Source organism: Flavobacterium sp. RSP49 (assembly GCF_003968735.1).
Lineage (GTDB): Bacteria > Bacteroidota > Bacteroidia > Flavobacteriales > Flavobacteriaceae > Flavobacterium.
Map to the genome: position 1 here is coordinate 39,346 of NZ_RYDN01000016.1, position 25,781 is coordinate 65,126.

The window sequence follows — 25,781 nt, forward strand, 5'->3', positions numbered from 1 at the left end:
CCTAAAATCTTTTCCTTTTCCCTAACTTTGAGAAAACTAAAAAAAATTAGATGAAATCAACCTCAATTCTCTGTTTGTTCCTACTATTATTCATTACTCATGCCAATTACGCACAAACCACCGTCGATGATCCCGAAATAAAAAAAATGGTGGCTGAGGTACAATCGGAAAATATGGAAGCTACGGTCCGAAAACTAGTGTCTTTTGGAACCAGACATACCCTAAGCGACACAAAAAGTAACACTCGCGGTATTGGCGCGGCACAACGCTGGGTAAAATCGGAATTTGATAAATATGCTTTGGCTTCTGGCGGCAGACTAACTTCGGTTATTGACTTTTTCACCATCAAAGCAGATGGAAGACGTATTGCCACCGACAGCCAATTGGGTAATGTCATGGCAACCTTAAAAGGAACTGATCCTACGGACGATCGTGTATTAATTATAAGCGGCCATTTAGATTCCCGTGCTTCGGATGTCATGGATGCTAAAATTGATGCGCCAGGTGCTAATGACGACGCTTCCGGAGTAGCCGCCATGATGGAACTGGCCCGTATAATGAGCCAAAGAGAATTCCCTTTTACACTGATTTTTGTGGCTGTAGTTGGTGAAGAACAAGGATTATACGGAGCTAAGCATTTAGCGGATGTTGCCAAAGAGGGAAAATGGAATGTTATTGCCATGATCAACAATGATATGATTGGAAACAGTTTATCCAGCGGTACTTTATTACGAGACAATACTAAAGTGCGCGTTTTCAGTGAAACAATTCCATTCTTAGAGACAGAAGCTGAGTCAAAAATGCGTAAATCGACCAATCGTGATAATGACAGTCCATCCAGACAACTAGCGCGATACATCAAAACGGTTACCAATCAATATGTGGAGCAACTGGATATTAATTTAGTGTATCGCAACGACCGTTTCTTACGTGGTGGGGATCATACTCCTTTCAGTCAAAATGGATTTACAGCTGTTCGTTTTTGTGAAATGAACGAAAACTACGACCACCAACATCAAGATGTTCGAAAAGAAAACAACATCCAGTACGGCGATCTTGCAGAATTTATGGACTTTGAATACATGAAGAAAGTAACCTGTTCTAACTTGGCTACGTTCAGTAATTTGGCTTGGTCTCCTAAAGCGCCTACAAACGTAGGAATTGAAGTAAAGGAACTTACTAATTTTTCTACGTTAGTTTGGACCGCACCTGAAGGGAAATCGGTTTATGGATACAACATTCTTATCAGAGAAACGGCATCACAACATTGGGAAAAAACAATTTTTGTACAAGATACTAAAGCTGAAATCCCATATTCTAAAGACAATTTTTTCTTTGCTGTTCAAGCAGTTGATGCATTAGGACATTCCAGTTTACCGGTTTTCCCTTTGCCAATTCGTTAAAACACTAGAACGTTTTAAACAATTAAAGTAATTATTTATAGTCACGTTTTTATTAATGAATCGTACTTGATGGTTCAACACAACAATAAATAAAAAAGCGTTTGCTTATGCAAACGTTTTTTTTTGTTTCCCATTTATAAATTAAGTATAAATGCTAAATATCAATGATCCGAAAATAATTAAATCAACTCTTTAAAATATTGCAGTAAAATACTGTCGTTTTTCAAGGTTGGTGTAAAAATTTCCAAAATACTTGGTTTTTCATTTTGAGCATACAAAGCAGTCAAACTTATTGCTAAACTCGCCTCATCACTGGCAATACAGTATTCAAAACCATACATTTTAGCCAAATGTTCCGCAGTTAAACAATGTGAAGTTTCAAAGAAGGTATTAAAAACCGGTGTTTCTTTGTGTCCGGGTAAAATCCTAAATATTCCTCCTCCACCGTTATTAATCAATATAATCTTGAAATTTTTTGGAATGTAATTGTTCCATAATGCATTGCTGTCGTACAAAAATCCTATATCACCTGTTATAAAAACCGTTTGTTTTTCATTGGCAACAGCCGCACCAATAGCCGTAGAGGTACTGCCATCAATTCCGCTGGTACCGCGATTGCAATATACTTCAATTGAAGGATCAACAGCTACTAATTGCGCATAACGGATTGCTGAACTATTGCTGATTTGCAATTGACTGTTTTTTGGTAAACATTGCATCACTTTTTCGAAAACTTTAAAATCCGAAAAAGGAATTTTGTTTAAATAAATATCCCTTTTTAACTTTCGCAGCACTTTCACCGCGTCTAATTGCTGAAAATAATTACTTTTTGTTGCTTTTGTAAGTGGTAAGAAAGTATCAAAAAAAACATTTGGATCTGCTTCAAAATGTTTGGTCAAAGCGCCAAACGTGTCGTAAGCTCTTAAAGAATCAATATGCCAATGGTGTTTTGGTTTGTGTTTTCTTAAAAAAGCCTTGATTCGTTTTGAAACGACCATTCCTCCAAAAGTGACTAAAATTTCCGGACTAAAATTTTCAAAATCGGCATTCGTAAAAGGCGTAATTATTGTGTCTATAGTATTGATGAAAGTATCGTGATGCAGGTTAGAAGTCGTTTCGGTCAAAACTACAATCGAAGCGTCTTTGGCGAAAGCCTCAATTATTTTTTGGTTGATAGCATTTGGGGCATTCACACCAACCAAAATCATTTTTTTAGTGGAGTTGTTCCAAATTGTTGCAAATTCCGAAACGTCTTCAATGGAAATCGTCTGAGTCACTTTTGCGGAAGCGATACTATTCACTTTTATTGAAAGTTCCGAAACGGTTTCATACAATGGTTCTTCAAAAGGCGCATTAATGTGAACGGGGCCTTTTTGAGTGATCGCCGTATTGATCGCCGCATTGATTTTTAAATTATTTGCCACCAAAACATCCTCATGCAAATTAGCATTGTATAGCGAATGGTTTTCGAATACATTTTCTTGCCGAATCGTTTGGCCGTCACCAATATCAATCTTGCTTTGGGGCCTGTCTGCCGAAATCACAATCATAGGAATCTGGCTGTAATATGCTTCCGCAAAAGCCGGATAATAATTCAATAAAGCCGACCCAGAAGTGCACACTAAAGCCGCTGGTTGCTTGGTTTGTTGTGCTATTCCCAATGCAAAAAAAGCAGCCGAACGCTCGTCAGCAATACTGTAACATTGAAAAGCGGGATTATTTACAAAACCAATTGTGAGCGGGGCATTACGAGAACCCGGAGAAATAATTATAGTAGTAATTCCTTTGGCCAAACAGATTTCAATAATGCTTTGTGCTAAAGGTATTTTTGGGTAAATCATTGTTTTAGTTTGAAAGAAACAAAGATACAAAGTTGTGAAGGTTTTTTTCTAATCTTAAATACTTTTCTTAAATTTGAAGCAAAATATATTCTTTATGGAAATCAAAATAAGACCGGCTGTTTTTACCGATTTAGATACAATATTGGAGATCATCAATCACCAAATACTGCACAGTACTTCGATTTATGATTATGAGCCCCGTGATTTTGAAACCCATAAATTGTGGTTTGAAGACAAAATAACTAATGACTTACCTGTTATTGTTGCTGAAACTGAAAATGGAACAATCGGGTACGCTACTTACGGAACTTTTCGTCATAAAATAGGATATCGTTTTACGGTAGAACATTCTGTTTATGTTGCGGAGGAGTTTTTAGGAAAAGGCGTTGGGAAATTATTACTGGCTGAACTAATTCAATTGGCAAAAAAACAAAAATACCATACAATGATTGGCGTTATTGACTCCGAAAATAAAGGAAGTATCGCTTTTCATAAAAAATATGGTTTTGAAACCGTTGGCGTTATTAAAGAATCCGGCTATAAATTTGATCGTTGGTTGAGTTCCGTTTTTATGCAATTAATTTTAGAATAATTGAATTTGTACCAGCATATAATAGTTTATTTATTAAACATGTTAGGCTTTAAAAAATTTATAACTTTAAGACTTGCCACTTTATAGTATATTTGCACAACTAAAAATTTCATGGACTACACCTTACTCTCCTCGCCTTTACAGGGATTTACCGACTTTCGTTTTAGAAATGCCCAAAACAAACTTTTTGGAGGAATTGATACATTTTACTCGCCTTATATTCGATTGCACGGAAAGATGGTAATAAAACCTTCGTATGAACGAGACCTGCTTCCTGAAAATAATCTTGATTTAGAAGTTATTCCGCAAGTGATAACAAACGATGCCGATGAATTTTTATTTGTGGCCAAGTACGTTCAAGAATTGGGATATAAAGAATTAAACTGGAATTTAGGCTGTCCGTATCCTATGGTTACTAAGTCTGGTATGGGTTCCGGCTTGATCAGCAATCCCGATAAAATAAATACTATCCTTCACAGAGCGCATACTGAATCGGATATTATTGTCTCTATGAAAATGCGTTTGGGGTATGAAAACAGTGAAGAAATACTGGATGTTTTACCTATTTTAGATACCTATCCAATCAAGAACATAGCGATTCATGCGCGTATTGGCAAGCAATTGTACAAAGGTGGCGTAAATCTAGATGCATTCCAGCATTGTGTTGACAACACCAAGCATAAATTATATTACAATGGCGACATAACCTCCGTGGCTAAATTTCATGAAATGCAGCAACGCTTTCCAACCATTGACCATTGGATGATTGGCCGAGGATTAATATCAGATCCTTTTTTACCAAGTATGATAAAAAACAATACTTCAGAATATCCTGCAAACAAAATGGAACTGTTCAGTGCGTTTCACGATACTTTGTATGCTATTTACAGCGAATCCCTTTCTGGCTCAACCCATATTTTATTAAAAATGTACCATTTATGGGAATACTTTTCGGCTACGTTTTCAAATCCGCACAAGGTTTTAAAGAAAATAAAAAAAGCACAGAGTATTCGGAATTACGAAGCAGCTGTAGCTGAAATTTTCAAAAATGAAAAATTCTAAATTAAAAAATAAACCATTAAAATTAAGAAAAATTAAGCCTTGGAACTTAATGTAACTTAATTTTAATGGTTCAACTTTTAGAAAATATTCGACACGTACTCAAAATGCAAAAAAAAAAAGATTTTCATTTGACTGAAAATCTCTTTTGATTATTTACTTTATAATAATTAGCAAATTAGCGGTAAAAATTATGCTTTAATCCAATTCAATACTTCCGGATCCGTTACTAATGTTCGTGGAGCGATCACTTTTTCTAATTCACCTTTTTCATTGATTAGGTATTTTTGAAAATTCCATTCTACAGTGGAATCTTGTAATCCGTTTTTAGATTTTTGAGTCAAAAACTGATAAATAGCCGCCATATCCTCTCCTTTTACAGAAACTTTATCCATCATAGGAAACGTAACACCGTAATTCATTTGACAAAAAGTAGCAATTTCGTCATTGGTTCCTGGCTCTTGTGACGCAAAATTATTAGCAGGAAAACCGATAATCACTAACCCTTTGTCTTTGTATTCTTTATATGTAGCTTCAAGATCTTTGTACTGAGGTGTCAGTCCACATTTTGAAGCCGTATTCACAATCATGATTTTTTTTCCTTTCAAAGAAGCAAAATCAAAACTGTTTCCTGATAAATCTTCTACTTTAAACTGATAAATGGTTTCTTTTGCAATTGGAGCTGTGTTCATATTTATTTCAGATTTTTTAGGTTGTGCCTGATTTTGGCAACTAAATAACAGTAAAGCGCAAGTAGCTATAAATACACTATTTTTCATAATTGAAATTTTTTATAAAAGTAGATAAATATTTGTTTTGTTAAAGTAATTTTTTGTTAAACAACAGTTAAAAAAACAAGGAGTCTAACATTATAAAAATGCTAGACTCCCAAACAAATAAACAACAAATCTTACTGTGGTATTTAAAAAGTATACGTTATTTTTCCTTTCATGAAGAAAGGCGTTCCTGGAGTTAAATGAATTTCTTCGACACTTTGTGGTTCATTTTGTAATCTGGATTCAGTGGCAAACTGAGTTTCGTTCCATTCAGTATCAAAAATATTTTCTACTGAAATTCCAAAATTCATATTCTTATATTGATAATTAACATTCAAATCGGATATAAAATAGCCTTTGGCAACAATCGAATTATCTTCATTTGCCGGGCGATTTTTTAGATACCGATACCGAATTCCTCCCGAAAAACCATTCACTTTTTGGAAACTTAATCCTCCAGTTGTGGTAAAATCCGGTGCTAACGGAATGTAATCCTGCCCTTTGGGCTCATCAATACTTCTGGCATAAGTATAATTAGCATCCGCATCAAAATACAACCAATCGTTCAATTGATACCGCAATCCCAGTTCAGCACCCATGCGTCTTGATTGTCCGCTTGGTTCAACAATTCCGGCATCTCCCACATAAACAAATTCTTGTTCTAAGTACAAATGCCATAAAGCGGCATTGACAATCAATTTTGGAAATGGTTTAAAAATGGTCCCTACATCCGTTCCTATTGCAGTTGGTAGTATTTGTTTCCCATTGTTTTGAACCACCACACGGGCATCATTCGAATGGAAACCCATTCCTGATTTTATAAAAAACTGCAAATTGTTATTTTGTGAATAAATAAAATTCAGTTTTGGAGAAAACTTTACTTTCGATTCGGATGCTGTTTTATAATTTTCCATCAATTTATCCTGATAATTGAATTTGAAATAATCCAATCGAATGGCCGGATTAATTATCAGTTTTCCAAAAGTGAACTCAGAGTTCAAATACGTAAACAAATTAGACTCATCAATATCTCCTAATTGTATATTTTCAAGAACAGTTCTTCTATTCAACGTATGCGAAAGTTCCGTATCAGTTGTGGCATCCGTACGGAAACCCGCTCCAAATTGGAACAAAACATTGGTATCATTCCATTTCGTTTTCTTGTTCAACTCAGCATTCATTCCATAAATATCCCTGTTTTCCTTCTGTTTAATCTGGTCCCCATTGATGGGGTCATTTAGGAAAAAAGTAAAGTTAGAATACAATTCAAATTCATATTTTGAATAAAAAGCATTTGCTTTCAGAAATGTATTTTCGTCAATAGATTTACTCAAACTGGCATTGAAGTTCGTTCTGGATGTATTTCCGCCTTCAGTATCGTCAACAGAGCCAAATCTTGAAATCGTTCCATCATCAATCAGCCGTTGCGGAATTTGGCCTGAAGCATCCCATTTGCTGGAAAAGCGAGAAGCCAAGATGGAAAACTTGCTGTTATCTTTCAAAATAGCCGAATATTTTCCTAATATGTTAATTCGGTTAAAATTCTGAGGAGATTCAAAGGGACCGTCTGTCAGGATATACTCTGTGGCAATATAAGCACTTTGTGTTTTTTGATTCCCTAAAAGGTTAAAAAGCGCAACTGTTCTTAAGGTATTGAATTGTCCGACTTCGATACCAATACTACTTTTTTCAATTTTGTCTTTAGTTTGGAAAGCAACGTATCCCGCCGTAGCAAAATCCCCTTTGTTGGCATAATACGTTCCTTTTCCAAAATCTATTTTTTCTACTGTTTCCGGAATTACAAAATGCAAATCGGCATAACCTTGACCGTGAGCGTGAGACACCATATTAACCGGCATTCCGTCTACTGAAATAGCAATGTCTGTGCCGTGATCAATATCAAAACCTCTTAAAAATATTTGCTCTGCTTTTCCCCCACCGGCATGTTGTCCGATAAATAATCCCGGAACTTTTCGAAGAATTTCTTGCGACGAATTTACAGGAGTGGTTTCTAAATCTATTTTTGAAATGACATTCATCGCCGAAAGTTTTGGTTGGATAACAATTTCATTCAATCTAAAAATATCATCTTCCATCACAATTACCTCCTCGGAAAAATTCAGGATGAAATTTGTTTTTTTGTACCCTAAAGCAGTTATTTTGATTACATCCCCCAAAATCGTTTTATCCAAACTAAACAATCCAAATTCATTGGTGTGGGCATGACTCTCAGAATTTGTATTGACTAAATAGGCATTTTCAATTGGATTTCCATCACGATCCAAAATTTTTCCCTTTTGAATTTGGGCGTAAGAAGACAGCCCAAAAAGGGATATCAATACTAAAACAATATTTTTCATAATGAATTATAATTGGTTTACCTTTTTCTCAAAGTTAGGCCCCAATTCATACAAACTAGACAGTAATTCGTCCTTGATAGGTTTGGTTTTGAGTGGTAAATTATTCGATTTATAAATCATCGCTAAATGGTATTGAATCTTTGGCTCAAAGGATTTTCCTGCTACATGAAGCTGAGCAATTTCTAAAGCCTTTTTATTATCGCCTACATTTAAGTACGCCCAGGCCAATAAATCATAAGAATCAGCAGTGGGCCTGTGTGCTACTTCAATCTTAGCAATTTCTATTGCTTTTTGCGCCGTATTTTTGTTCTCAGCATAAATCAAAGCATTGTATTTGTTGTACATTGCACCATAATTATTTTTCTCCATCATCGAAAAATAAGCGTTTCTATTTTTTATTTCTTCACTTTTATTTCCATCAAATTGAGCAATTTGAGATTTTAATAAATAAAAATCTGGGGTGTTGTGTGTGGTGGCAATAGCATCAATAATTCGATTCGCCTCTTCAGTGTTTCTTTCTTTCGAAAAAACAATCCAGGCAATTCCTTTTAAAGCATAGGAATAATTAGGATCTAGTGCTACTGTTTTTAAGAAACTGTCATACGAATCCTGAATTCTGCCAGCATGACCATAAAAATCACCTAAGTTCGAATAGGACCAAATTTTAAGCACCTTATTATCTTCTTTCTCAGCAATATCTCTGGCTTTTTCCATAAAAGTGATAGCTGTTTCAAGATCGCCTTTGTGATCGTTCCATTTTGCCAAGCGAATCAAATAATCAAAACTATTCATATCCCTAATCACATTCAAATTTTTGACTGCTTCCGGATAATTCCCAAGTTCCATTTGAACGTCGAAAAGTAATTTCTGAGTTTCTTTTTTTCCTTCATCGATTGCTAATGCTTTATTAGCTAATACCAATGCTTCTTTAAAACGATGCTGAGAGATATAATTTCTTGCTAAAGATCGAACTGTTGACACTCTGGAATAATCATAGGCTTCGTTCGATTGTACTAATAATTCTTCCGTTTTATATAAGTTTTTAATATCGCCTGTATATTCAAAAAGGGTACTATAATTAGCCGCTATCTGACTTAAATAACTGATTTGATTGGGTGCTGCGTCGAATTTTTTTTGCCAAAAATCAATTTCATTCTGAGCAAAAGTGACTGATTTATTATCTTTTAAACCCAGATATTTCGTGTAATCATCTGCATTTGTAATTTGTTCTGATTTAGTCTCGCAACCGAATATTAATAGGATTGTGAAAACCAAAAATGGAATTATTTTTAAAGTTTTCATACTCTAATTATTTTGTTTGTTTGTTTGTTTGTTTGTTTGCTTTAAAAATAAAAAAACAGAGCGAAGATTATTAAATAAAGCGCTCTGTTTTTTTTAGGAAATACTACCAAGCAGAAGCTAGGTATGGGAAAGTTGTGCTAAATGTTTTATCATTTGAATTCACATTATCTTTAGTAAGCCCTGGATTTGAAGTACCCGCTGATCCACCAAAAATCAATAATAATTCCACATCGATTACATCATCAGCCAAAGCTCTTCCTGTCAAAATATTAGTTCCATCAAAGAAAGTTGTTTTTGCTGTTTTAGAAACTCCTAATACATCTGTAGCTAAAAGACCGGTAAACTGAGCAGCCGTTTGTCCTAATGCATTAGTGGTATACCCTGGATTCAAGGCCATTAATCTAGATTGAAAAACAGATTGATATTTAGCACCCATTGCTGAAGGAGTGGTACCGTTAAATTCATCTTTAGGAGATCCTGAAGCAATAAATACAGTGTTTATTGCCGGTCTGGCCATTTGATCTTGCTGTACAAAAGTACCTGTGAAATTAATACTTGGTTCAGAAACAGAATCTGAATCATTATTATCACAATTTACTGAAACAACTGCAGTTATTAATGCGATTGTTATAATTTTAAATTTATTTGTTTTACTCATGACGTTTGTATTTAGTTATTTTAAAAATCGTAGATTCCGATTTCATACTTTAAAATTAAAATAGTTATTGTTTTTTCTTGGTTTCTGCCCAAACATTTACTGTTCCTGAAGTACCTAGCATTGCTTTAGGAACTTCTACAACTACTGAAAGCACATTAGTCCCGGCAAAAGTATCTGTTCCAGGATTCTTGAATCCAGTTGCTGTATTAGCGAGAATAGCTTTAAATTGACCTAAGTCAAAAAAGAACGGATCGTCTCTTGGTCCTGCAAAAAATTTCATTCCATTATTCTGTGCCGTTAATGCAGCAGCTCCATAAGAAGATATGGTAACACTTCCTGAGGCAGCAGCTGTTTTAATCGTGCTTGAAGTTCCTGGGGTACCTGGAGCTACCGGACCAAAGAAATACATCTTGTCATCTCTTTTGATAGCTTGGATCACTAAATCCTCAACATTGTCACCATTGTTGTCAATATTAATTTCGATCATTGTATTTTCATCGAATTTTGCAGCACCAGTAGCATTTGGACTTAACAAGCCTTGCGTATTTACAGCAAAAACTAAATTATTAGTGTCTTGCCCTTGAAAAGCGTACACATCAGTAATATCATTTGCACCACCAGATGCTGTAGCAGGAGCATCAATGTGATCCGCAGCTACTAAAATTAAGCCTGAAACCGCCACTAGCGAAAGACCTAAAATCATTTTTGATTTTTTCATTTTATTATAAATTTAAAAAGTTATACAAGCATTTACGGGATAGTACTTGATTTGGTTTTTTTAAACCATAAAAAAAAATAAATTTTTAATTAAGTTACTTATAATCAATATTTTAAATACTTAAATAAAATTCAATTATTTTAAAATTTGTTTTTTTTAATGTTACTAATCACAAAAAAGGTCAATTGTAAAATAAGATTGTATAGATTTGTAAGAGATAAATAAAAAATAGTATGAGCCAAGACGAATTATTAGTATTAATTTATAAGAAAGATGAAAGGGCATTTACACATCTATATGATATGTATTCGAAAAGCTTATTTTCCGTGATCAATGTTCTCGTAAAAAACCGAGAAGAAGCTGAAGATGTACTTCAGGATGTATTTGTTAAAATCTGGAAAAACATTGATTCCTATCATGAAAGTAAGGGCCGGTTCTACACATGGATTCTAAACATTGCCAGAAATACCTCTATTGATAAATTACGCTCTAAAAATTTTAATAACAGTCAAAAAAACCTTTCTTCAGATAATTTCGTAAATCATTTTGAAGACAGCAACAAACTGTCTGACAAAGTGGATACAATAGGGTTGCAGGAATTTGTAAAAAGACTAAAACCAAAATGTATTCAAATAATAGATTTACTTTTTTTTAAAGGTTACACCCAGCAGGAAGCTTCGGATGAGTTGGCAATACCTTTAGGAACTGTAAAAACACAAAATAGAAATTGTATTAATGACCTACGAAATTATTTGAAAGTATAATGGAAATAAAAGAATATATCGAATCAGGAATTCTGGAACTTTATGTTTACGGTTTATTGAGTGAACCCGAAAACGAAGAAGTTACCACTATGGCGAAAAACAATCCGGAAATAAATGCAGAAATTATTGCCATTGAGAAGGCGATTATTGCTATATCATCCAGCTTTTCACCTTTTCATTCTGTAGCTAATTTCGAAAAAATAAAAGAAAAGCTAGAACTTAAACATGCTCAAGTCATACCATTAGAACCTACTAATAACAGGGCTCAGTACATTGGTTGGGCTGCAGCTATACTATTATTAGTTGGTATTGGGTACCAATACAATCAACTGGATCAGACCAATACACAAGTTGCTACTACAGCAATTGAGAAAGCTAAATTAGAAAAAGAATTTAATGTCTTAAAATTAAAAAATACAACAATTGAAACGAGTTTAGCCGTTGTAAGGGATACTAAAAATACGGTAGTAGCTCTTGGAGGGCAAACTGTAGCTCCGGAATCCTTTGCAAAAGTATACTGGAATCAAGACACCAAAGTGGTTTATATTGATGCTGCAGGCTTGCCAGAACCGCCAGAAGGAATGGTATATCAGGTTTGGGCGTTAAAATTAAGTCCACTGACTCCTACCAGCATTGGATTGTTAGAAAATTTTGATGTAAATGAACAAAAATTATTTGCAGTAAATAATGCTAATGAAGCGGAAGCCTTTGGAATTACATTAGAACCCGCAGGCGGAAGTTTGACTCCTACAATGGAACAATTATACACCTTAGGAAAAGTATAACTAATTCCTTTCTTGGATCAATATAAATAGGCTATCTCAAAAGGACAGCCTATTTATATATACAAATTAACAGAATAAGCATTCTATTTTTACGATTTTCTGGTTTTTAATCCATACTATGTAATTTCAAAAACCTGTTTTTAAAGCCTTTCATCAAAAGCAAATAAAGCTTTAGCCTTCTTCAAGACAAGACTTAGTGCCGCTAGTCCATCTATTTCACGAAGTAATTGAAGTGCGTATACATCAAATTATCCTCAAAGCACAACCAAATACGAAAAACAAGAAGGTATTCCTGGAGAAAGAAATTCCTATTCCATCGCTGCCTTTATGCGCAAAAAACCACTATGTTTATACATCTTATCCTCTGTGAAGCCCATTTAGATAAAATTACGCAAAGAAAGCCTAATGCGCTGATTTTTAGTTTTTTAAACTCACCATCTTGAGAGTGAAATAGGTCATTGAGAATCATAGGTTTTCCCTCTTGGAAATACAAACAATAGTGACTGGCTCCTTTTTAATTTGAGACAACTCTTTTTTTATATCATTTATTCTCCCTAAATTTAGTCTTTAAAACATCTTATCATGGCAAATCTTTATGATGGAAAAATGGCCTCAATTTTTGACGCCATGTACCAAACTTTTATTGATTATGATGCAGAATATCAATTCTACACCAATTTAATTAAGGAACACGAGTACAAAACAGTTTTGGAAATTGGCAGTGGAACAGGCAATCTAGCCAAACGGTTTTTACAAAATTACATCGATTATATTGGTTTGGATTACAGCCAAAGTATGATTGCAATTGCCAAAAAAAGAAATGAAAACGGGATTTTTATTCTGGGAGACATGAGGGATTTTAAACTACAAAAACCAGTTGATTCCGTATTAATTACGGGACGCTCTACCAGTTATTTGATAACAAATCAAGATCTAAATAATACGTTCTGTTCTATTTATAAAAATCTGAGTAAAGGAGGAATTCTTATTTTTGACTTTATAGATGCTAATAGATTTATCCCTTTTATTAAAGAAAATCCTGTGACACTTCACGAAGCTACCTACCTAGGAATAGACTACTATCGCAACAGCAAGTGGAGAGCAACTGCCTTAGAAAATTTCATGCTGGATTGGACAGCACTTTATTACACCATGAAAAATGATAAAAAAGAAATAATTGCCGATGATTTTTCTACCGTTCGTGTTTTTACCTTAAACGAAATACAACTATTTTTATATTTAAACGACTTTGAAATCATTCGAACCATCGATAGAAAAACCTACGCTTACGATACGTATGTTATTGTTGCACGAAAAAAATAGAAAAAAAAATCCCGAGCATCAGACTCGGGATTTATATCAATACAGAATTATTTGCTATTCATTGTGTAAAAACGCTTGTCTGTTCAGTAAAGTCTCTTCGCTTTCTACATGATTGTCATCCGGAATACAGCAATCTACCGGACATACGGCCGCACATTGTGGCTCATCGTGAAATCCTTTACACTCCGTACATTTTCCGGGTACAATATAATACACTTCGTCCGAAATTGGAGTTTGAGCCTCATCAGAATCTACTTCGGACCCATCAGGCAAAATCACTTTCCCTTTCAGTTTTGTTCCGTCTTTGTATCTCCAATCGTCTGCTCCTTCATATATTGCGGTATTTGGACACTCGGGCTCACAAGCACCACAATTGATACATTCGTCTGTTATAATAATTGCCATCTTTTTATTGTTTTAAAGTCAAAATATCAAAGGTAAAATATCAAATTTTCTTTTGATATTTTGACTTTTGACTTTCGACATAATTATGCTTATTTTTGTGCAAAATTACAATCAAAACTATTCATAAGCAAACATTATGACATTAGAAACAAAAAAAAGTGTTTTTGTTGAATTAGGGAAATTTTTAAGTCAGTTTTCCGAAAACAACACGTTAAAAAATCCGACTGTTTTGCACAACGAAGCGTTTTTTGATGCTTTTGTTGACTTGGTACAATTATCGCAATCGCATAATGGCTGGTACACCCCCGAAAACGTCTATTTCTCGATACATTCCTGGGCAGAAGCTCTGACAGAAAAGAACTTAAACCAATGGCTTTCCAGTTATACTATTCCAATACAAGAATCTAAAAACATCGCCTTAATTCTTGCCGGAAATATTCCGTTGGTGGGTTTTCACGATTTTCTATCGGTTCTAATTACTGGAAATAATGTATTGGTTAAAACATCGTCAAATGATCAGCATTTATTACCTTTTTTAGCTAAATACATCATTGCAGTACAGCCAGAATTAGCTACAAATATTACTTTTGTAGATGGGAAATTAGAGAATTTTGATGCCGTTATTGCCACAGGAAGCAATAACACAGCGCGTTATTTTGAATATTATTTTAAAGACAAACCGTCTATTATTAGAAAAAGCAGAAATTCAGTAGCTGTTTTAACCGGAAATGAAACCAAGGAACAACTTACTGCTTTAGGCGAAGATATTTTTCGCTATTTTGGATTGGGTTGCCGCAATGTCTCTAAACTTTTTGTGCCAAAAGGATATTCGTTTGTTCCTTTTTTTGAAGCCATATTTGTGTACCAAGACGTCATTCATTACGAAAAATATGCTAACAATTACGATTACAATAAAGCGGTTTTTCTGATGAGTAATTTCAAATTACTGGACAATGGATTTCTGACTTTAAAAGAAGATCAAAGTCATGCCTCACCAATTTCAAGTGTCTTTTATGAGTTTTACAACGACATTAATGAATTAAAAACAAAATTAAAATTAGAAAGTGAGCGAATACAATGTGTTGTTGCGGATAGAACGATTGATGACAATGTGGCTTTTGGACAAACTCAAAATCCCCAATTATGGAATTATGCAGATAATACCGATACTATTTCGTTTTTGTTAACAATATAGCAGAAAAAAGTAGAATTATTCCGAATTAATTAACGTTTTTTAAACTCCGATTGTCGAAATTTGCACTTTAATTTTTTGGACATAAACTACACCATGAAAAAACACAACTACAGCGCAGGACCTTGTATTTTACCGCAAGAAGTTTTTGAAAAATCAGCACAAGCTATTTTAAATTTTAATGATTCCGGATTATCCCTTTTAGAAATATCACACAGAAGCAAGGATTTTGTTGCCGTTATGGACGAAGCGAGAACACTGGCTATTGAACTTTTAGGACTTGAAGGCAAAGGCTACAGCGCCTTATTTCTGGCAGGCGGAGCGAGTCTAGAATTTATTATGGCTCCCTATAACTTGATGAAAGAGGGCGGAAAAGCGGCGTATCTTGATTCTGGAACCTGGGCAGCTGGCGCTATAAAAGAAGCTAAGCTTTTTGGTGACACAGTAGTTGTTGCTTCCTCAAAAGACGAAAATTACAATCATATTCCAAAAGGATACGCTGTACCAGCAGATGCTGATTATTTTCACTGCACGAGTAACAACACTATTTTTGGCACACAAATGAAGGAATTCCCGGCATTGGACATGCCAATTGTATGTGACATGAGCTCTGATATATTTTCACGACAATTAGACTTTTCTAAATTTGATTTGATTTATGCCGGAGCCCAAAAAAATATGGGACCAGCAGGAACTACCCTGATTGTTGTAAAAGAAGAAATCTTGGGTAAAAGTGGTAGAATAATCCCAAGCATGTTGGATTACACTAAACATATCAAAGCAGAAAGTATGTACAATACACCCCCTGTTTTTCCGGTTTATGCTTCCTTGTTGACCTTACAATGGTTGAAAAATCTTGGTGGTATACCCGCTATTGAAAAAATAAACAATGCTAAAGCAGCTTTGATTTACGGAGAAATTGACAGAAACCCATTATTCAAAGGCGCTGCAGCTGTTGAAGATCGTTCGAACATGAATGCTACTTTCTTATTAAATGATGAAGCACATGCTGCCACGTTTGATGCAATGTGGAAAGCAGCGGGAATTTCAGGTTTGCCTGGACACCGTTCAGTAGGTGGTTACAGAGCTTCTATGTACAATGCACTCCCGTTAGAAAGTGTTCAAGTATTAGTGGATGTAATGCAGGCTTTGGAAAAAGGAATTTAAAAATTAAAATATTGAATGATTTAAAGATTTGAAAAATCAATTTTTAATCAATCACTACATTAAACAACATAGATTGAATCTTTAAATTTTTCAATCTTTAAATATAAAATACAAATGAAAGTATTAGCCAATGACGGAATTTCTAAAAGTGGAATTCTAGCTTTAGAAAAAGGTGGATTTGAAGTGATAACAACAAAAGTAGCACAGGAACAAGTGGCTAATTTTGTAAACGAAAATAATGTAAGTGTGGTCTTGGTACGAAGTGCAACTAAAGTTCGGAAAGATATCATTGACGCTTGCCCAGGGCTGAAAATCATAGGTCGTGGTGGTGTAGGTATGGATAATATTGATGTGGATTATGCTAAAAGCAAAGGAATTCACGTGATTAATACTCCAGCTTCATCCTCAGAATCAGTGGCTGAATTGGTTTTTGCACATTTATTTTCTGGCGTTCGCTTCTTGCATGATTCCAACAGAAATATGCCGCTTGAAGGAGATACCAACTTTGATGGTTTGAAGAAAGCTTATGCGAACGGAATTGAACTAAGAGGAAAAACACTGGGAATTGTTGGAATTGGCCGTATTGGTCAGGCTACCGCTAAAATGGCGTTAGGACTAGGAATGAAAGTGATTGCTGCCGATAGTTTTATCCCGCAAGTAGATGTTAAAGTCGAATTTTTTGACGGACAAGCTATTACGACCACAATCGTTTCTCAATCATTAGAATCTTTATTCAAAGAAGCTGATTTCATTACGTTACACGTTCCTGCTCAAGATGGTTACATCATTGGAGAGGCGGCACTTGCTATTATGAAAGAGGGTGTAGGAATTGTAAACTGTGCCCGTGGCGGTGTTATTGACGAAGTTGCATTAGTAAAAGCATTAGACAGCGGAAAAGTATTATTTGCAGGATTAGACGTTTTTGAAAATGAACCAACTCCCGAAATGGCTATTTTGATGCATCATAAAATCTCGTTGACTCCACATATAGGAGCGGCTACAGGAGAAGCACAAGATAGAATTGGTACTGAATTAGCTTCCCAAATTATTAGTATATTAGGTTAGTATTTTCAAATTAAATATTTAATGAGAGGCTGTTTGATACAAACAGCCTCTTTTTTTGTTTAAAATCCTACCAATCAATGATTTGTTTTTCGTAACTTTATACTTCAATTTTTTATCATGAAAAAAAGTTACTGCATCATTATCGTCATTTTTTGTGTGATTTTGGGCTGCACATCTTCTAAAACTGCATTTCCAAGTACTGAAAAATCTGTTGCCGCCCAAGGCGACACGGTTCGTATTGCAAATGAGGAACTGGAATACGAGGTGATAATTATTGATCCCGGTTTTAGCATGTGGCTTAACTCAAGGGCATTTCCAAGAAATTATCATTCCCAACCCTTTTTGGAAAGCAAAAACCAACTTTATGTGATGGAATGGAACAGTCGGGTATTGCAACCACAACGCTATGATCCCAATTTGTATGAATTGACAATCAATTATGACCTTAACATTGATTATGGGTATGAAGTAAATTATTTGATCTACAATTATATGATTTATTTTCAAAACACGCATAAACAAAAATTCTTTGGTTTTGTCCCCATCAGATAATGTCACTATCTTTGTATTGATTTTAAATAAAAATGAACAAACTGAAACAGCGTTGGGGGATTGAAACTAATTTCCAACTTACCCTTATATTTATTGTTTTTGCAATAACCGGATCAGCATCGGCATGGTTGTCCGAACCTTTTTGTATTTGGCTGGGAATTACTTCCGAAGAATTAGGGCATTGGTTTACTCCTGTTCGGTTAGTTCTAATTTTCCCCATCTATCAAGTATTATTAGTGTTAATAGGCTTTTTGTTCGGACAGTTCAAATTCTTTTGGACTTTCGAAAAAAAGATGCTTAAACGCATGGGATTAGAATTTATTTTTAAGAAATAACTAAAAACGCCTCGAATTACTAGGCGTTTTTGTTTTTAATTACATACTTGTAAATCCAAGTTAAGGTAAAGGTGGGAATAAAATCCGAAAACGGTAAAATTTCTTCCAGAAAAGTAACCACTCCTCCTACCCGTCCAATTGTTCCTTTATACATCCAAGTCATTAAAAAACCGGCTAAAGGAGCCCAAATTACATCTGAAAACTCCCCGATAAAAGGAACGGCGAACGAAAGCATTCCTATACCATCAAACAGAATTCCCAATACCAGATTTCTAGTCTTGTTATCTGCTGCACTAACGGACACTTGTTCTGTCATAGCATTTAAATTTTATTTCAGAAAGTGTACAAATCTAACGCCAATTATTTTTTGAGTTTTTCCTGATATAATTTTTTCAATTTATCAATTTTAGGTGTGATCACATAACTGCAATATCCTTGTGTTTTGTTCTGATTGTAGTAGTTTTGATGATAATCTTCCGCTACATAGAACTTTGTTGCTGATGAAATTTTAGTAACAATTGGTTTTCCAAATGTGTTTTCCGTAGTCATCAAAGCAACATAATCCTCGGATAACTGTTTCTGGAAAGGATTGTGGTAAAAAATTTCACTTCGGTATTGCGTCCCAATATCATTCCCCTGACGGTTCAAAGTTGTAGGATCATGTGTGGCAAAGAATATTTCCAATAGCTCCCCAAAACTTATTTTATTAGGATCAAACGTAATTTCAATCGCTTCGGCATGACCAGTGTCACCAGTACCTATTTGCTGATATGTAGGATTTACTGTGTTTCCGCCTATATATCCTGAAACTACCTTGCTCACGCCGTCTAGTTGTAAAAAAACTGCTTCGGTACACCAGAAACAACCTCCCGCAAAGGTTGCAACTTCCATTTTGTTTTGTATTTCCATATTTTTTGTTTCTATACTTTTAGGCAAAGTACTATTTTTTTCTTTTGCACAAAATGAAAAAGGCAATAGTGCTAAAAAAATCCCAATTATTTTATTCATAACCTATGATTTAAGATCAAATTTATTCATTAAATCGTTGTGAATATCCACTCTTAACTAAAGTTTATAGTTTGTCAAAGGAAAATAAACGGTGTTCCAATTCATAATCATGAAAATCTTTGTTTCTTTGTAAAAATCGATTATTATGATACAAGCCAAAAATTTACATAAATATTACGATCAACTCCATGTGTTGAAAGGAGTTGATTTACATATTCAAAAAGGAGAGATTGTCTCTATCGTTGGTGCTTCAGGAGCCGGAAAAACAACACTTTTACAAATTCTTGGTACTTTAGACAAGCCAAGCCTTGAAAACGGAATTGAATTGCGCATCAACAATGAGGACATTCTGACGATGAATGACAAAAACTTATCCAAATTCAGAAACTTAAATTTAGGTTTTATATTCCAATTTCACCAATTGTTACCGGAATTTAGCGCATTAGAAAATGTGTGCATTCCTGCTTTCATTGCTAATAAGCCCAAAGTTGAAACGGAAATTGAAGCTAAAAAACTACTGACTTATCTTGGTCTTTCCCATAGAATGAATCACAAACCCAACGAGCTTTCCGGCGGCGAACAGCAACGTGTGGCGGTGGCCAGAGCGCTTATTAATAAACCTGCTATCATTTTTGCTGATGAGCCTTCCGGGAATCTAGACACGGCTTCTGCTGAAAACCTACATCAATTATTTTTCAAACTGCGTGATGAATTGGGACAAACGTTTGTAATTGTGACACACAACGAGGAATTAGCCAATATGGCCGACAGAAAACTAATAATGGTAGATGGTTTGATTAGTAATTAGGAGCTATTTCCAGCTATACACTCTATCTTTTTATTTTTAAAGAAAAAATAAAAAGGATGCCGTTTCTATCTGGGCTATACCTTGCAAGAACTAGCTGTGCTTCCTAAAACAAAGTAGTATCCAAAGTCATCCTCAATAATGAATCCATCAGAACTTAAAGATTTCCTCGACGAAAAAGTCCTACAATACAACACACTTGATTTCATAGAAAGTGATCCGGTACAAATCCCGCATTTGTTTTCACAAAAAGAAGACATTGAAATTGCCGGTTTTCTCAGCGCTACTATTGCTTGGGGAAACCGTAAGATGATTATCAAAAATTCACATCGCATGATGGATTTAATGGGAAATGCGCCCTATGATTTTGTCATGTCATATACTGAAAATAATTTGGAACAATTGGAATTGTTTGTACACCGCACTTTCAACGGACAGGATTTTGCTAGTTTCATCCGAAGTTTACAGCACGTTTATGCCAATCATGGTGGTTTAGAAGCGGTTTTCAGCAAACATCAGGAAATTCATTCGATGCAAAAAAGCATCCATGAATTCAAGAAAATATTTTTTGAAATTCCGCATCAGCACAGGACCCAAAAGCACATCTCCGATCCGCTGAACAATTCAGCAGCAAAGAGAATCAATATGTACCTCAGGTGGATGATTCGTCAAGATAATAAGGGAGTCGATTTAGGAATCTGGAAAAGCATTTCACCAGCTTCATTATCTTGTCCCTTGGATGTACATTCCGGTAATGTAGCCCGAAAATTGGGTCTCTTGACACGCAAACAAAATGATGGAAAAGCCTTGTCTGAATTAGATACAAACCTTCGTAAATTAGATGGTATAGATCCTGTTAAATATGATTTTGCTTTGTTTGGACTGGGGGTTTTCGAGGGATTTTAGCAGAGATAAAAGTTACTTTATTTTTTAAGAATTTTTTTCTAAGGTGTAAAATAGTTTAGAATAATAAAAATAAAAAAATCCACTTAAACTTTTTTATCGCCAAAAATATGATGCTCTTATTTTTTTTGAAATAAATTAAAAAACCCATTATATCGGTAAGGATACAGTTTTATTACTAAATTTACCAAGACGTAAATGAAATTTCATAAAAAAAGACAACCCAATTAAAAATAGAAACTAAGAACAATTATTAAAGATCAGAAGCTTAATGTCAATTTTTGGTCAGATTATTTTTATTTTTAAAAAATTAACTTGTAAAAAAATGACTAATTAAAATGTGACTTTAATCTTTTTACAAAAAAACATGAGTGGCGAAGATAATTTTTTAACAAAAATTATAGTCATTAGTAAAAATATAAGTCGTGTTTTTATCGTTATAATCACTTTAATGTTAGTACTAGGAGCCTTACGTTTTATCGATTTAGAATTTAAAAAATTATCACTCCCGCATATTTATTTCTTGATGTTTCCTGTTTATTAGAAGTATTTATTTTAAATTATTGCAGTCGGATATGAACTTAGAAAAGCAGTAGTATTAATTATTTCATCCGAAACAATTCCTACTGTTTAAATTGTCGAAATTTCAATTATTGCTATTTCTACTAAAATAACGACACTAGATGTAAAACAAACAAATAGTAATGTTATTATTAGTTCAGCTTTATTAGTCGCCGTACTGTGCTCGGTCTTGATTATTTTTTGTTGAAATACTTTGCGACACCACAAAACAAACTCTAAAGGAATTTAATGACATAATGTTCATAAATGATGTAAGTAATAACCATGGTATAATGTCGTATTTTAAAATCAAGATAAAATTACATAACAATCTGATTTAAAGCTGTTTTACTTAAAGTTAATTCTTTTGACTTTACGACTTTTAAACTTTCGACTTACTTAATTGTATTTAAAAAATTTAACAACTATAAATTGTAAAGATAATGGATAACGTTTTACAAAATAATGAATGGCATTCTGCCTCTTGTAATAATGTATTAGCGCGTCTTAACTCCTCTTCCGAGGGTCTAAGTACAGTAGATGCGGTGAAGCGACTGAAGTCAACAGGACCAAATATACTGGACCGGCAGACTAGAGAAAATGCCTTTAAAATTTTGCTAAGGCAATTTCTTAACCCGCTAATATATGTTCTTCTTGCTGCTACCATTCTTGCTGTAGCCATGGGTAAAATAACCGATGGAATAGTGGTGTTTAGTGTAATAGTCATTAATGCTATTATTGGATTTATTCAAGAATATCAGGCAGGAAAAACCATTCAGGGACTTCTGCAATTAATGCCTGAAAATGCTACAGTGATGCGAGATGGAAAGCAAAAAACCATCCCAGCTGCTGATCTCGTTCCTGGGGATTATGTATTGCTTCAGGCTGGCGACCAGGTGTCAGCAGATATGCGGCTTACTTTCGTAAAAAATATGCAGTGCAATGAATCTATTCTTACGGGTGAATCCTTGCCTGTGGAAAAAAATACGGATAGCATTGACGCAGATGCAGAAATTGCTGATCGTAAAAACATGGTTTTTAGTGGCACATTGATTACTTCCGGCACAGCAGAAGGTGTTGTTGTTTTGACAGCTATTAAAACCGAGATTGGTAAAATTTCCGCTCTTCTTCAAACTACTATATCGGTCAAATCTCCACTAACAAAATCTCTTGAAAAAATTGCAAAAGGAATTACCTATGCCATCATACTTGTTGGTGTTTTAGTTTTTTTAATAGGAATATTTCGTAATTATACATTCATCGATGCAATATTTTTTGCTATTACACTTGCGGTAGCAACGATCCCGGAAGGGCTGCCTGCCGTAATTACTATCGCATCAACTATCGGTATCATGCGGATGGCAAAAAGACAAGCTATTATCAGGCATTTAGCTGCTGTAGAAACTTTGGGCAGCACTACTGTAATCTGCTCAGACAAAACGGGAACACTTACCCTCAACGAAATGGCCGTAAAGATACTTTGGAATGGAAATCAAAAATTCATTGTTACAGGAGTAGGCATCAATACTGATGGTAAAATTTTAAATAAAGATTCCGAAGGAGAAGGAACTGAGGACGAAATTGGAGAACTTATTAGAGCTGCAGCACTCTGCAATGACGCAACACTTCAGAAAAAAGAGGGGCATTGGAAAGCAATAGGAGACCCTACAGAGATTGCTCTTATCGCTGCAGCTGGAAAGTTTGGAATAAATGAAGACAAATTAAGAAACAAATGGCCGAGGTTAGATGAATTACCTTTTGATTCTACAAAAAAAATAATGGCTACGCTCCATCAGTCTCCTTCCGGAGAAAAAATAATTTACCTCAAAGGAGCACCGGAATCCGTTATTCCACTTTTATTAAATAGCGAAAAATCATCCATTGTCTTTGATACAGGGCAGATACGTGAGGAGGCTTTACAAATGGCAGGAACAGGAATGAGAGTATTGGCTTTCGCTTCCAAACAGTTGAATAGTGAACATCTATCACTCATTTCGGAAGATGATCTTTGCGAATTTACTTTTTTAGGAATACAGGCCATGAGCGACCCGCCAAGATTGGAAGTAAAAGAAGCGATAGATTCGTGTCATAATGCCGGTATTACGGTGAAAATGATTACCGGAGACCATCCGGCAACAGCATCAGCAATAGGCAGTAAACTTGGATTTATAAATGCAGAAAGAGTGGTCACCGGAAAGGAGCTTCATAATTTGAACACACGAGAGCTTCAGGAGGTAGTAAAAAACACCAATATTTTCGCAAGGGTATCGCCCGAAGACAAACTAAATCTTGTGAAAGCGCTTCAAGCCAACGGAGAAGTGGTGGCCATGACGGGAGATGGTGTAAATGATGCACCCGCACTTAAACGTGCAGACATTGGCGTAGCTATGAGTATCACTGGCACGGCTGTTGCAAAAGAGGCTGCAGATATGATCCTGGCAGATGATAATTTTGAAAGTATAAAAGCAGCTGTTGAAGAGGGACGAAGAGTCTTTGATAACCTTTTAAAATCTATTGTATTTCTTTTACCTACAAGCATAGGATTGGGATTGGTTATTTTTATTGCTGTTTTGTTTTTTCCTTCAGAATCGGGAATTCTACTTATCCCAATGCAACCTGTTCAGGTATTATGGATCAATCTTATTACTGCCGTTGCGCTTTCATTGCCGCTCGCGCTTGAAGCAATGGAGCCTGAATTAATGAATCGTTCTCCACGTAAGCCTAATAAACCATTGTTAAGTTCCTTGATAATTTTTAGGATGATACTGGTTTCTTTAGTAATGGCCGGGGGAACAATTGGATTGTTTCTTTGGGAATATAATATTGAACTGTCTAAGGGAACTGCACACTCATTGGCCATCTCGGAAGCTCAAACCATGGCTGTAACTGCAATGGTTTTATTTCAGGTATTTTATCTTATTGATTGCCGATCTCCTAATTTTTCAGTCAATAAAATCGGACTTTTCTCCAATCCATTTATTTATATTGGAATTGCGACCGTACTGATTGTTCAGACCGCTTTTGTTTATTTTCCATTTATGAATCGTTGGTTTCATTCCTCTCCCTTAAAAGCTGAGGCATGGGGGATATCTGCCATGGTAGCTTTTTCAATTCTAATAATTATTAGCGTTGAAAAATGGATTCGCAGAAAATTATATAAAAATGATACGTTGTAATGCGCCTAATAAAATGTATGTTCAATTTCCTAAATTCTCTATGTGTTTATAAACCTGACTTGCTGTAATTATTAGTTCACGGAATTAAACATAATTTGTTATAATGACTATAATTGGGTTGTACAACAAACTATTTTAAAAGCTTTGTGATTAAGTTTGCTGAATCGTTTTATAAATTAAAAATAAAATGTATTTGTAATAAAGTAAAAAGGTAAAACTAAGGCATCCAATCTGTTTGTTAACTTATAAAAAATTAGCTACGCTTTTATTTTGAAATTACAAAGAAGTGATCCATTAGAAAGGTCTCGAATTTACCAGACTGAATGGATAATTTGGTATTTGCACCAAAGCAAAAAGCCCATAAATCCAAAATTTATCGGCTTTTTAAATTATGCCAAACGATATTATAATATAGGCCAATTTTGATAATTTTTTTTTTATATTATATTTGGACTATATTATAAAAGTAATTATGGCACATGCGAAAATTTTGGTTATTAAGGAAACCGAAAAAGAAATAAAAAAGCTGCTCAAACAATCTATTGCATTTATTAGTCAACGCTTGAGAGTTCTGCTGATTTTGAAGCAAAACGAAAAAGCAGGGATTTCTAAACGTGAGGTTGCTAAATTAGCGGGGGTTGATCCTAATAGCGTTCAGAACTGGAGAACATTATACCTTAATGCTGGAATTGAGGGTTTGATGAAGCATCAAAAAACAGGTTTTAAGCCATCGGCTTTTAATGCTATTGAACACAATATGTTGGAAGCAAAACTCAACGACCCTCAAAATGGACTTCAAGGCTATGTTGAACTTAAAGATTGGATTGAAAAAGAATCAGGAAAGACTTTCAATTACAACACCTTGCTCTATTACTGCATCAGAAATTTTAAATCAAGTGTAAAAGTAGCACGCGAAATCTACAGACACCCTTTTTTCTGAAATAGATATAAATATAGATATTCCGACGAAAGTACACCACCCATTCCGGAGCAAAGTACACCACGATTCCGCAACAAAGTGCGCCATTTAT

The 25,781-nt window shown here is 34.8% G+C and carries 24 protein-coding genes; 15 read left to right on the plus strand and 9 right to left on the minus strand.

The annotated features are described in order from the left end of the window. The first annotated feature begins 50 nt into the window (after nucleotides 1–50). Entirely contained in the window at nucleotides 51–1,403 is a 1,353-nt protein-coding gene (locus tag EKM02_RS09435; RefSeq protein WP_126454516.1) for a M28 family metallopeptidase, read from the plus strand. Nucleotides 1,404–1,582: 179 nt separating this feature from the next. On the opposite strand, the gene menD is transcribed toward EKM02_RS09435, so the two are convergent. After that, nucleotides 1,583–3,244, minus strand: a complete 1,662-nt coding sequence (menD, locus tag EKM02_RS09440) for a 2-succinyl-5-enolpyruvyl-6-hydroxy-3-cyclohexene-1-carboxylic-acid synthase (protein WP_126454518.1) — start codon at nucleotides 3,242–3,244, stop codon at nucleotides 1,583–1,585. A 94-nt stretch (nucleotides 3,245–3,338) separates the two neighbouring features. Here menD and EKM02_RS09445 point away from each other — a divergent pair, with 94 nt between their 5' ends. Next, on the plus strand, nucleotides 3,339–3,836 hold the full coding sequence (locus EKM02_RS09445) for a GNAT family N-acetyltransferase (RefSeq protein WP_126454520.1): 498 nt from the start codon (nucleotides 3,339–3,341) through the stop codon (nucleotides 3,834–3,836). Between the two features lie 111 nt (nucleotides 3,837–3,947). Then, entirely contained in the window at nucleotides 3,948–4,898 is a 951-nt protein-coding gene (locus EKM02_RS09450) for a tRNA dihydrouridine synthase (protein ID WP_126454522.1), read from the plus strand. A 188-nt stretch (nucleotides 4,899–5,086) separates the two neighbouring features. On the opposite strand, the gene EKM02_RS09455 is transcribed toward EKM02_RS09450, so the two are convergent. The 5 genes from EKM02_RS09455 to EKM02_RS09475 form a co-directional block, all read right to left on the minus strand. After that, entirely contained in the window at nucleotides 5,087–5,674 is a 588-nt protein-coding gene (locus tag EKM02_RS09455; RefSeq protein WP_126454524.1) for a glutathione peroxidase, read from the minus strand. 143 nt (nucleotides 5,675–5,817) lie between these two features. Then, on the minus strand, nucleotides 5,818–8,031 hold the full coding sequence (locus EKM02_RS09460; RefSeq protein WP_126454527.1) for a TonB-dependent receptor: 2,214 nt from the start codon (nucleotides 8,029–8,031) through the stop codon (nucleotides 5,818–5,820). 6 nt (nucleotides 8,032–8,037) lie between these two features. Further along, nucleotides 8,038–9,333 carry a tetratricopeptide repeat protein gene (locus EKM02_RS09465; RefSeq protein ID WP_126454529.1) on the minus strand — a complete coding sequence of 432 codons (1,296 nt, stop codon included), beginning with the start codon at nucleotides 9,331–9,333 and terminating at the stop codon, nucleotides 8,038–8,040. Nucleotides 9,334–9,436: 103 nt separating this feature from the next. Further along, a complete protein-coding gene (locus EKM02_RS09470) occupies nucleotides 9,437–9,991 on the minus strand; it encodes a DUF4331 family protein (RefSeq protein ID WP_126454531.1) in 555 nt (184 codons plus the stop codon). A 64-nt stretch (nucleotides 9,992–10,055) separates the two neighbouring features. Then, complete coding sequence (locus tag EKM02_RS09475; protein ID WP_126454533.1) at nucleotides 10,056–10,709, minus strand: DUF4331 family protein; 654 nt, start codon at nucleotides 10,707–10,709, stop codon at nucleotides 10,056–10,058. A 233-nt stretch (nucleotides 10,710–10,942) separates the two neighbouring features. On the opposite strand from EKM02_RS09475, the gene EKM02_RS09480 reads away from it, so the two are divergent. The 3 genes from EKM02_RS09480 to EKM02_RS09490 all read left to right on the plus strand — a co-directional run bounded on the left by EKM02_RS09480 (nucleotide 10,943) and on the right by EKM02_RS09490 (nucleotide 13,581). After that, nucleotides 10,943–11,473, plus strand: a complete 531-nt coding sequence (locus EKM02_RS09480) for an RNA polymerase sigma factor (protein WP_126454535.1) — start codon at nucleotides 10,943–10,945, stop codon at nucleotides 11,471–11,473. Then, the gene (locus tag EKM02_RS09485; RefSeq protein ID WP_126454537.1) at nucleotides 11,473–12,258 is read left to right on the plus strand and encodes an anti-sigma factor domain-containing protein; all 786 of its coding nucleotides are present in this window, start codon (nucleotides 11,473–11,475) and stop codon (nucleotides 12,256–12,258) included. The genes EKM02_RS09480 and EKM02_RS09485 overlap by 1 nt, the downstream gene beginning before the upstream one ends. A gap of 582 nt (nucleotides 12,259–12,840) precedes the next feature. Next, the gene (locus EKM02_RS09490; RefSeq protein ID WP_126454539.1) at nucleotides 12,841–13,581 is read left to right on the plus strand and encodes a class I SAM-dependent DNA methyltransferase; all 741 of its coding nucleotides are present in this window, start codon (nucleotides 12,841–12,843) and stop codon (nucleotides 13,579–13,581) included. Nucleotides 13,582–13,635: 54 nt separating this feature from the next. On the opposite strand, the gene EKM02_RS09495 is transcribed toward EKM02_RS09490, so the two are convergent. After that, a complete protein-coding gene (locus EKM02_RS09495) occupies nucleotides 13,636–13,986 on the minus strand; it encodes a 4Fe-4S dicluster domain-containing protein (protein ID WP_126454541.1) in 351 nt (116 codons plus the stop codon). A 136-nt stretch (nucleotides 13,987–14,122) separates the two neighbouring features. On the opposite strand from EKM02_RS09495, the gene EKM02_RS09500 reads away from it, so the two are divergent. From EKM02_RS09500 to EKM02_RS09520, 5 genes are all read left to right on the plus strand, one after another. Then, nucleotides 14,123–15,181, plus strand: coding sequence for an acyl-CoA reductase (locus EKM02_RS09500; protein ID WP_126454543.1), 1,059 nt, complete (start codon nucleotides 14,123–14,125; stop codon nucleotides 15,179–15,181). Between the two features lie 93 nt (nucleotides 15,182–15,274). Next, nucleotides 15,275–16,345: a 3-phosphoserine/phosphohydroxythreonine transaminase gene (gene serC / locus EKM02_RS09505; protein ID WP_126454545.1), complete on the plus strand. Its 1,071-nt coding sequence runs from the start codon at nucleotides 15,275–15,277 to the stop codon at nucleotides 16,343–16,345. A 114-nt stretch (nucleotides 16,346–16,459) separates the two neighbouring features. Beyond that, a complete protein-coding gene (locus tag EKM02_RS09510; RefSeq protein WP_126454547.1) occupies nucleotides 16,460–17,410 on the plus strand; it encodes a D-2-hydroxyacid dehydrogenase in 951 nt (316 codons plus the stop codon). Nucleotides 17,411–17,527: 117 nt separating this feature from the next. After that, nucleotides 17,528–17,962: a DUF6146 family protein gene (locus EKM02_RS09515; protein ID WP_126454549.1), complete on the plus strand. Its 435-nt coding sequence runs from the start codon at nucleotides 17,528–17,530 to the stop codon at nucleotides 17,960–17,962. Between the two features lie 32 nt (nucleotides 17,963–17,994). Beyond that, complete coding sequence (locus EKM02_RS09520) at nucleotides 17,995–18,297, plus strand: DUF6787 family protein (protein WP_126454551.1); 303 nt, start codon at nucleotides 17,995–17,997, stop codon at nucleotides 18,295–18,297. Between the two features lie 19 nt (nucleotides 18,298–18,316). Here the strand turns inward: EKM02_RS09520 and EKM02_RS09525 are convergent, their stop codons facing one another. Further along, on the minus strand, nucleotides 18,317–18,613 hold the full coding sequence (locus EKM02_RS09525) for a hypothetical protein (protein ID WP_126454553.1): 297 nt from the start codon (nucleotides 18,611–18,613) through the stop codon (nucleotides 18,317–18,319). 44 nt (nucleotides 18,614–18,657) lie between these two features. Next, the gene (gene msrA / locus EKM02_RS09530; RefSeq protein ID WP_126454555.1) at nucleotides 18,658–19,305 is read right to left on the minus strand and encodes a peptide-methionine (S)-S-oxide reductase MsrA; all 648 of its coding nucleotides are present in this window, start codon (nucleotides 19,303–19,305) and stop codon (nucleotides 18,658–18,660) included. 145 nt (nucleotides 19,306–19,450) lie between these two features. Here msrA and EKM02_RS09535 point away from each other — a divergent pair, with 145 nt between their 5' ends. From EKM02_RS09535 to EKM02_RS09550, 4 genes are all read left to right on the plus strand, one after another. Continuing rightward, nucleotides 19,451–20,113, plus strand: a complete 663-nt coding sequence (locus EKM02_RS09535) for an ABC transporter ATP-binding protein (protein ID WP_126454557.1) — start codon at nucleotides 19,451–19,453, stop codon at nucleotides 20,111–20,113. A 138-nt stretch (nucleotides 20,114–20,251) separates the two neighbouring features. Further along, on the plus strand, nucleotides 20,252–21,016 hold the full coding sequence (locus tag EKM02_RS09540) for a TIGR02757 family protein (protein ID WP_126454559.1): 765 nt from the start codon (nucleotides 20,252–20,254) through the stop codon (nucleotides 21,014–21,016). Nucleotides 21,017–22,017: 1,001 nt separating this feature from the next. After that, nucleotides 22,018–24,750 carry a cation-translocating P-type ATPase gene (locus EKM02_RS09545; protein ID WP_126454561.1) on the plus strand — a complete coding sequence of 911 codons (2,733 nt, stop codon included), beginning with the start codon at nucleotides 22,018–22,020 and terminating at the stop codon, nucleotides 24,748–24,750. Between the two features lie 472 nt (nucleotides 24,751–25,222). Further along, nucleotides 25,223–25,690: a helix-turn-helix domain-containing protein gene (locus EKM02_RS09550; RefSeq protein ID WP_126454563.1), complete on the plus strand. Its 468-nt coding sequence runs from the start codon at nucleotides 25,223–25,225 to the stop codon at nucleotides 25,688–25,690. Nucleotides 25,691–25,781 lie beyond the last annotated feature (91 nt).

What these genes read in the sequence shown, in the direction of transcription:
- EKM02_RS09435 (WP_126454516.1), top strand. Translation starts at nt 51, where the DNA reads ATGAAATCAACCTCAATTCTCTGTTTGTTCCTACTATTATTCATTACT.
- menD (WP_126454518.1), bottom strand. Translation starts at nt 3,244, where the DNA reads ATGATTTACCCAAAAATACCTTTAGCACAAAGCATTATTGAAATCTGT.
- EKM02_RS09445 (WP_126454520.1), top strand. Translation starts at nt 3,339, where the DNA reads ATGGAAATCAAAATAAGACCGGCTGTTTTTACCGATTTAGATACAATA.
- EKM02_RS09450 (WP_126454522.1), top strand. Translation starts at nt 3,948, where the DNA reads ATGGACTACACCTTACTCTCCTCGCCTTTACAGGGATTTACCGACTTT.
- EKM02_RS09455 (WP_126454524.1), bottom strand. Translation starts at nt 5,674, where the DNA reads ATGAAAAATAGTGTATTTATAGCTACTTGCGCTTTACTGTTATTTAGT.
- EKM02_RS09460 (WP_126454527.1), bottom strand. Translation starts at nt 8,031, where the DNA reads ATGAAAAATATTGTTTTAGTATTGATATCCCTTTTTGGGCTGTCTTCT.
- EKM02_RS09465 (WP_126454529.1), bottom strand. Translation starts at nt 9,333, where the DNA reads ATGAAAACTTTAAAAATAATTCCATTTTTGGTTTTCACAATCCTATTA.
- EKM02_RS09470 (WP_126454531.1), bottom strand. Translation starts at nt 9,991, where the DNA reads ATGAGTAAAACAAATAAATTTAAAATTATAACAATCGCATTAATAACT.
- EKM02_RS09475 (WP_126454533.1), bottom strand. Translation starts at nt 10,709, where the DNA reads ATGAAAAAATCAAAAATGATTTTAGGTCTTTCGCTAGTGGCGGTTTCA.
- EKM02_RS09480 (WP_126454535.1), top strand. Translation starts at nt 10,943, where the DNA reads ATGAGCCAAGACGAATTATTAGTATTAATTTATAAGAAAGATGAAAGG.
- EKM02_RS09485 (WP_126454537.1), top strand. Translation starts at nt 11,473, where the DNA reads ATGGAAATAAAAGAATATATCGAATCAGGAATTCTGGAACTTTATGTT.
- EKM02_RS09490 (WP_126454539.1), top strand. Translation starts at nt 12,841, where the DNA reads ATGGCAAATCTTTATGATGGAAAAATGGCCTCAATTTTTGACGCCATG.
- EKM02_RS09495 (WP_126454541.1), bottom strand. Translation starts at nt 13,986, where the DNA reads ATGGCAATTATTATAACAGACGAATGTATCAATTGTGGTGCTTGTGAG.
- EKM02_RS09500 (WP_126454543.1), top strand. Translation starts at nt 14,123, where the DNA reads ATGACATTAGAAACAAAAAAAAGTGTTTTTGTTGAATTAGGGAAATTT.
- serC (WP_126454545.1), top strand. Translation starts at nt 15,275, where the DNA reads ATGAAAAAACACAACTACAGCGCAGGACCTTGTATTTTACCGCAAGAA.
- EKM02_RS09510 (WP_126454547.1), top strand. Translation starts at nt 16,460, where the DNA reads ATGAAAGTATTAGCCAATGACGGAATTTCTAAAAGTGGAATTCTAGCT.
- EKM02_RS09515 (WP_126454549.1), top strand. Translation starts at nt 17,528, where the DNA reads ATGAAAAAAAGTTACTGCATCATTATCGTCATTTTTTGTGTGATTTTG.
- EKM02_RS09520 (WP_126454551.1), top strand. Translation starts at nt 17,995, where the DNA reads ATGAACAAACTGAAACAGCGTTGGGGGATTGAAACTAATTTCCAACTT.
- EKM02_RS09525 (WP_126454553.1), bottom strand. Translation starts at nt 18,613, where the DNA reads ATGACAGAACAAGTGTCCGTTAGTGCAGCAGATAACAAGACTAGAAAT.
- msrA (WP_126454555.1), bottom strand. Translation starts at nt 19,305, where the DNA reads ATGAATAAAATAATTGGGATTTTTTTAGCACTATTGCCTTTTTCATTT.
- EKM02_RS09535 (WP_126454557.1), top strand. Translation starts at nt 19,451, where the DNA reads ATGATACAAGCCAAAAATTTACATAAATATTACGATCAACTCCATGTG.
- EKM02_RS09540 (WP_126454559.1), top strand. Translation starts at nt 20,252, where the DNA reads ATGAATCCATCAGAACTTAAAGATTTCCTCGACGAAAAAGTCCTACAA.
- EKM02_RS09545 (WP_126454561.1), top strand. Translation starts at nt 22,018, where the DNA reads ATGGATAACGTTTTACAAAATAATGAATGGCATTCTGCCTCTTGTAAT.
- EKM02_RS09550 (WP_126454563.1), top strand. Translation starts at nt 25,223, where the DNA reads ATGGCACATGCGAAAATTTTGGTTATTAAGGAAACCGAAAAAGAAATA.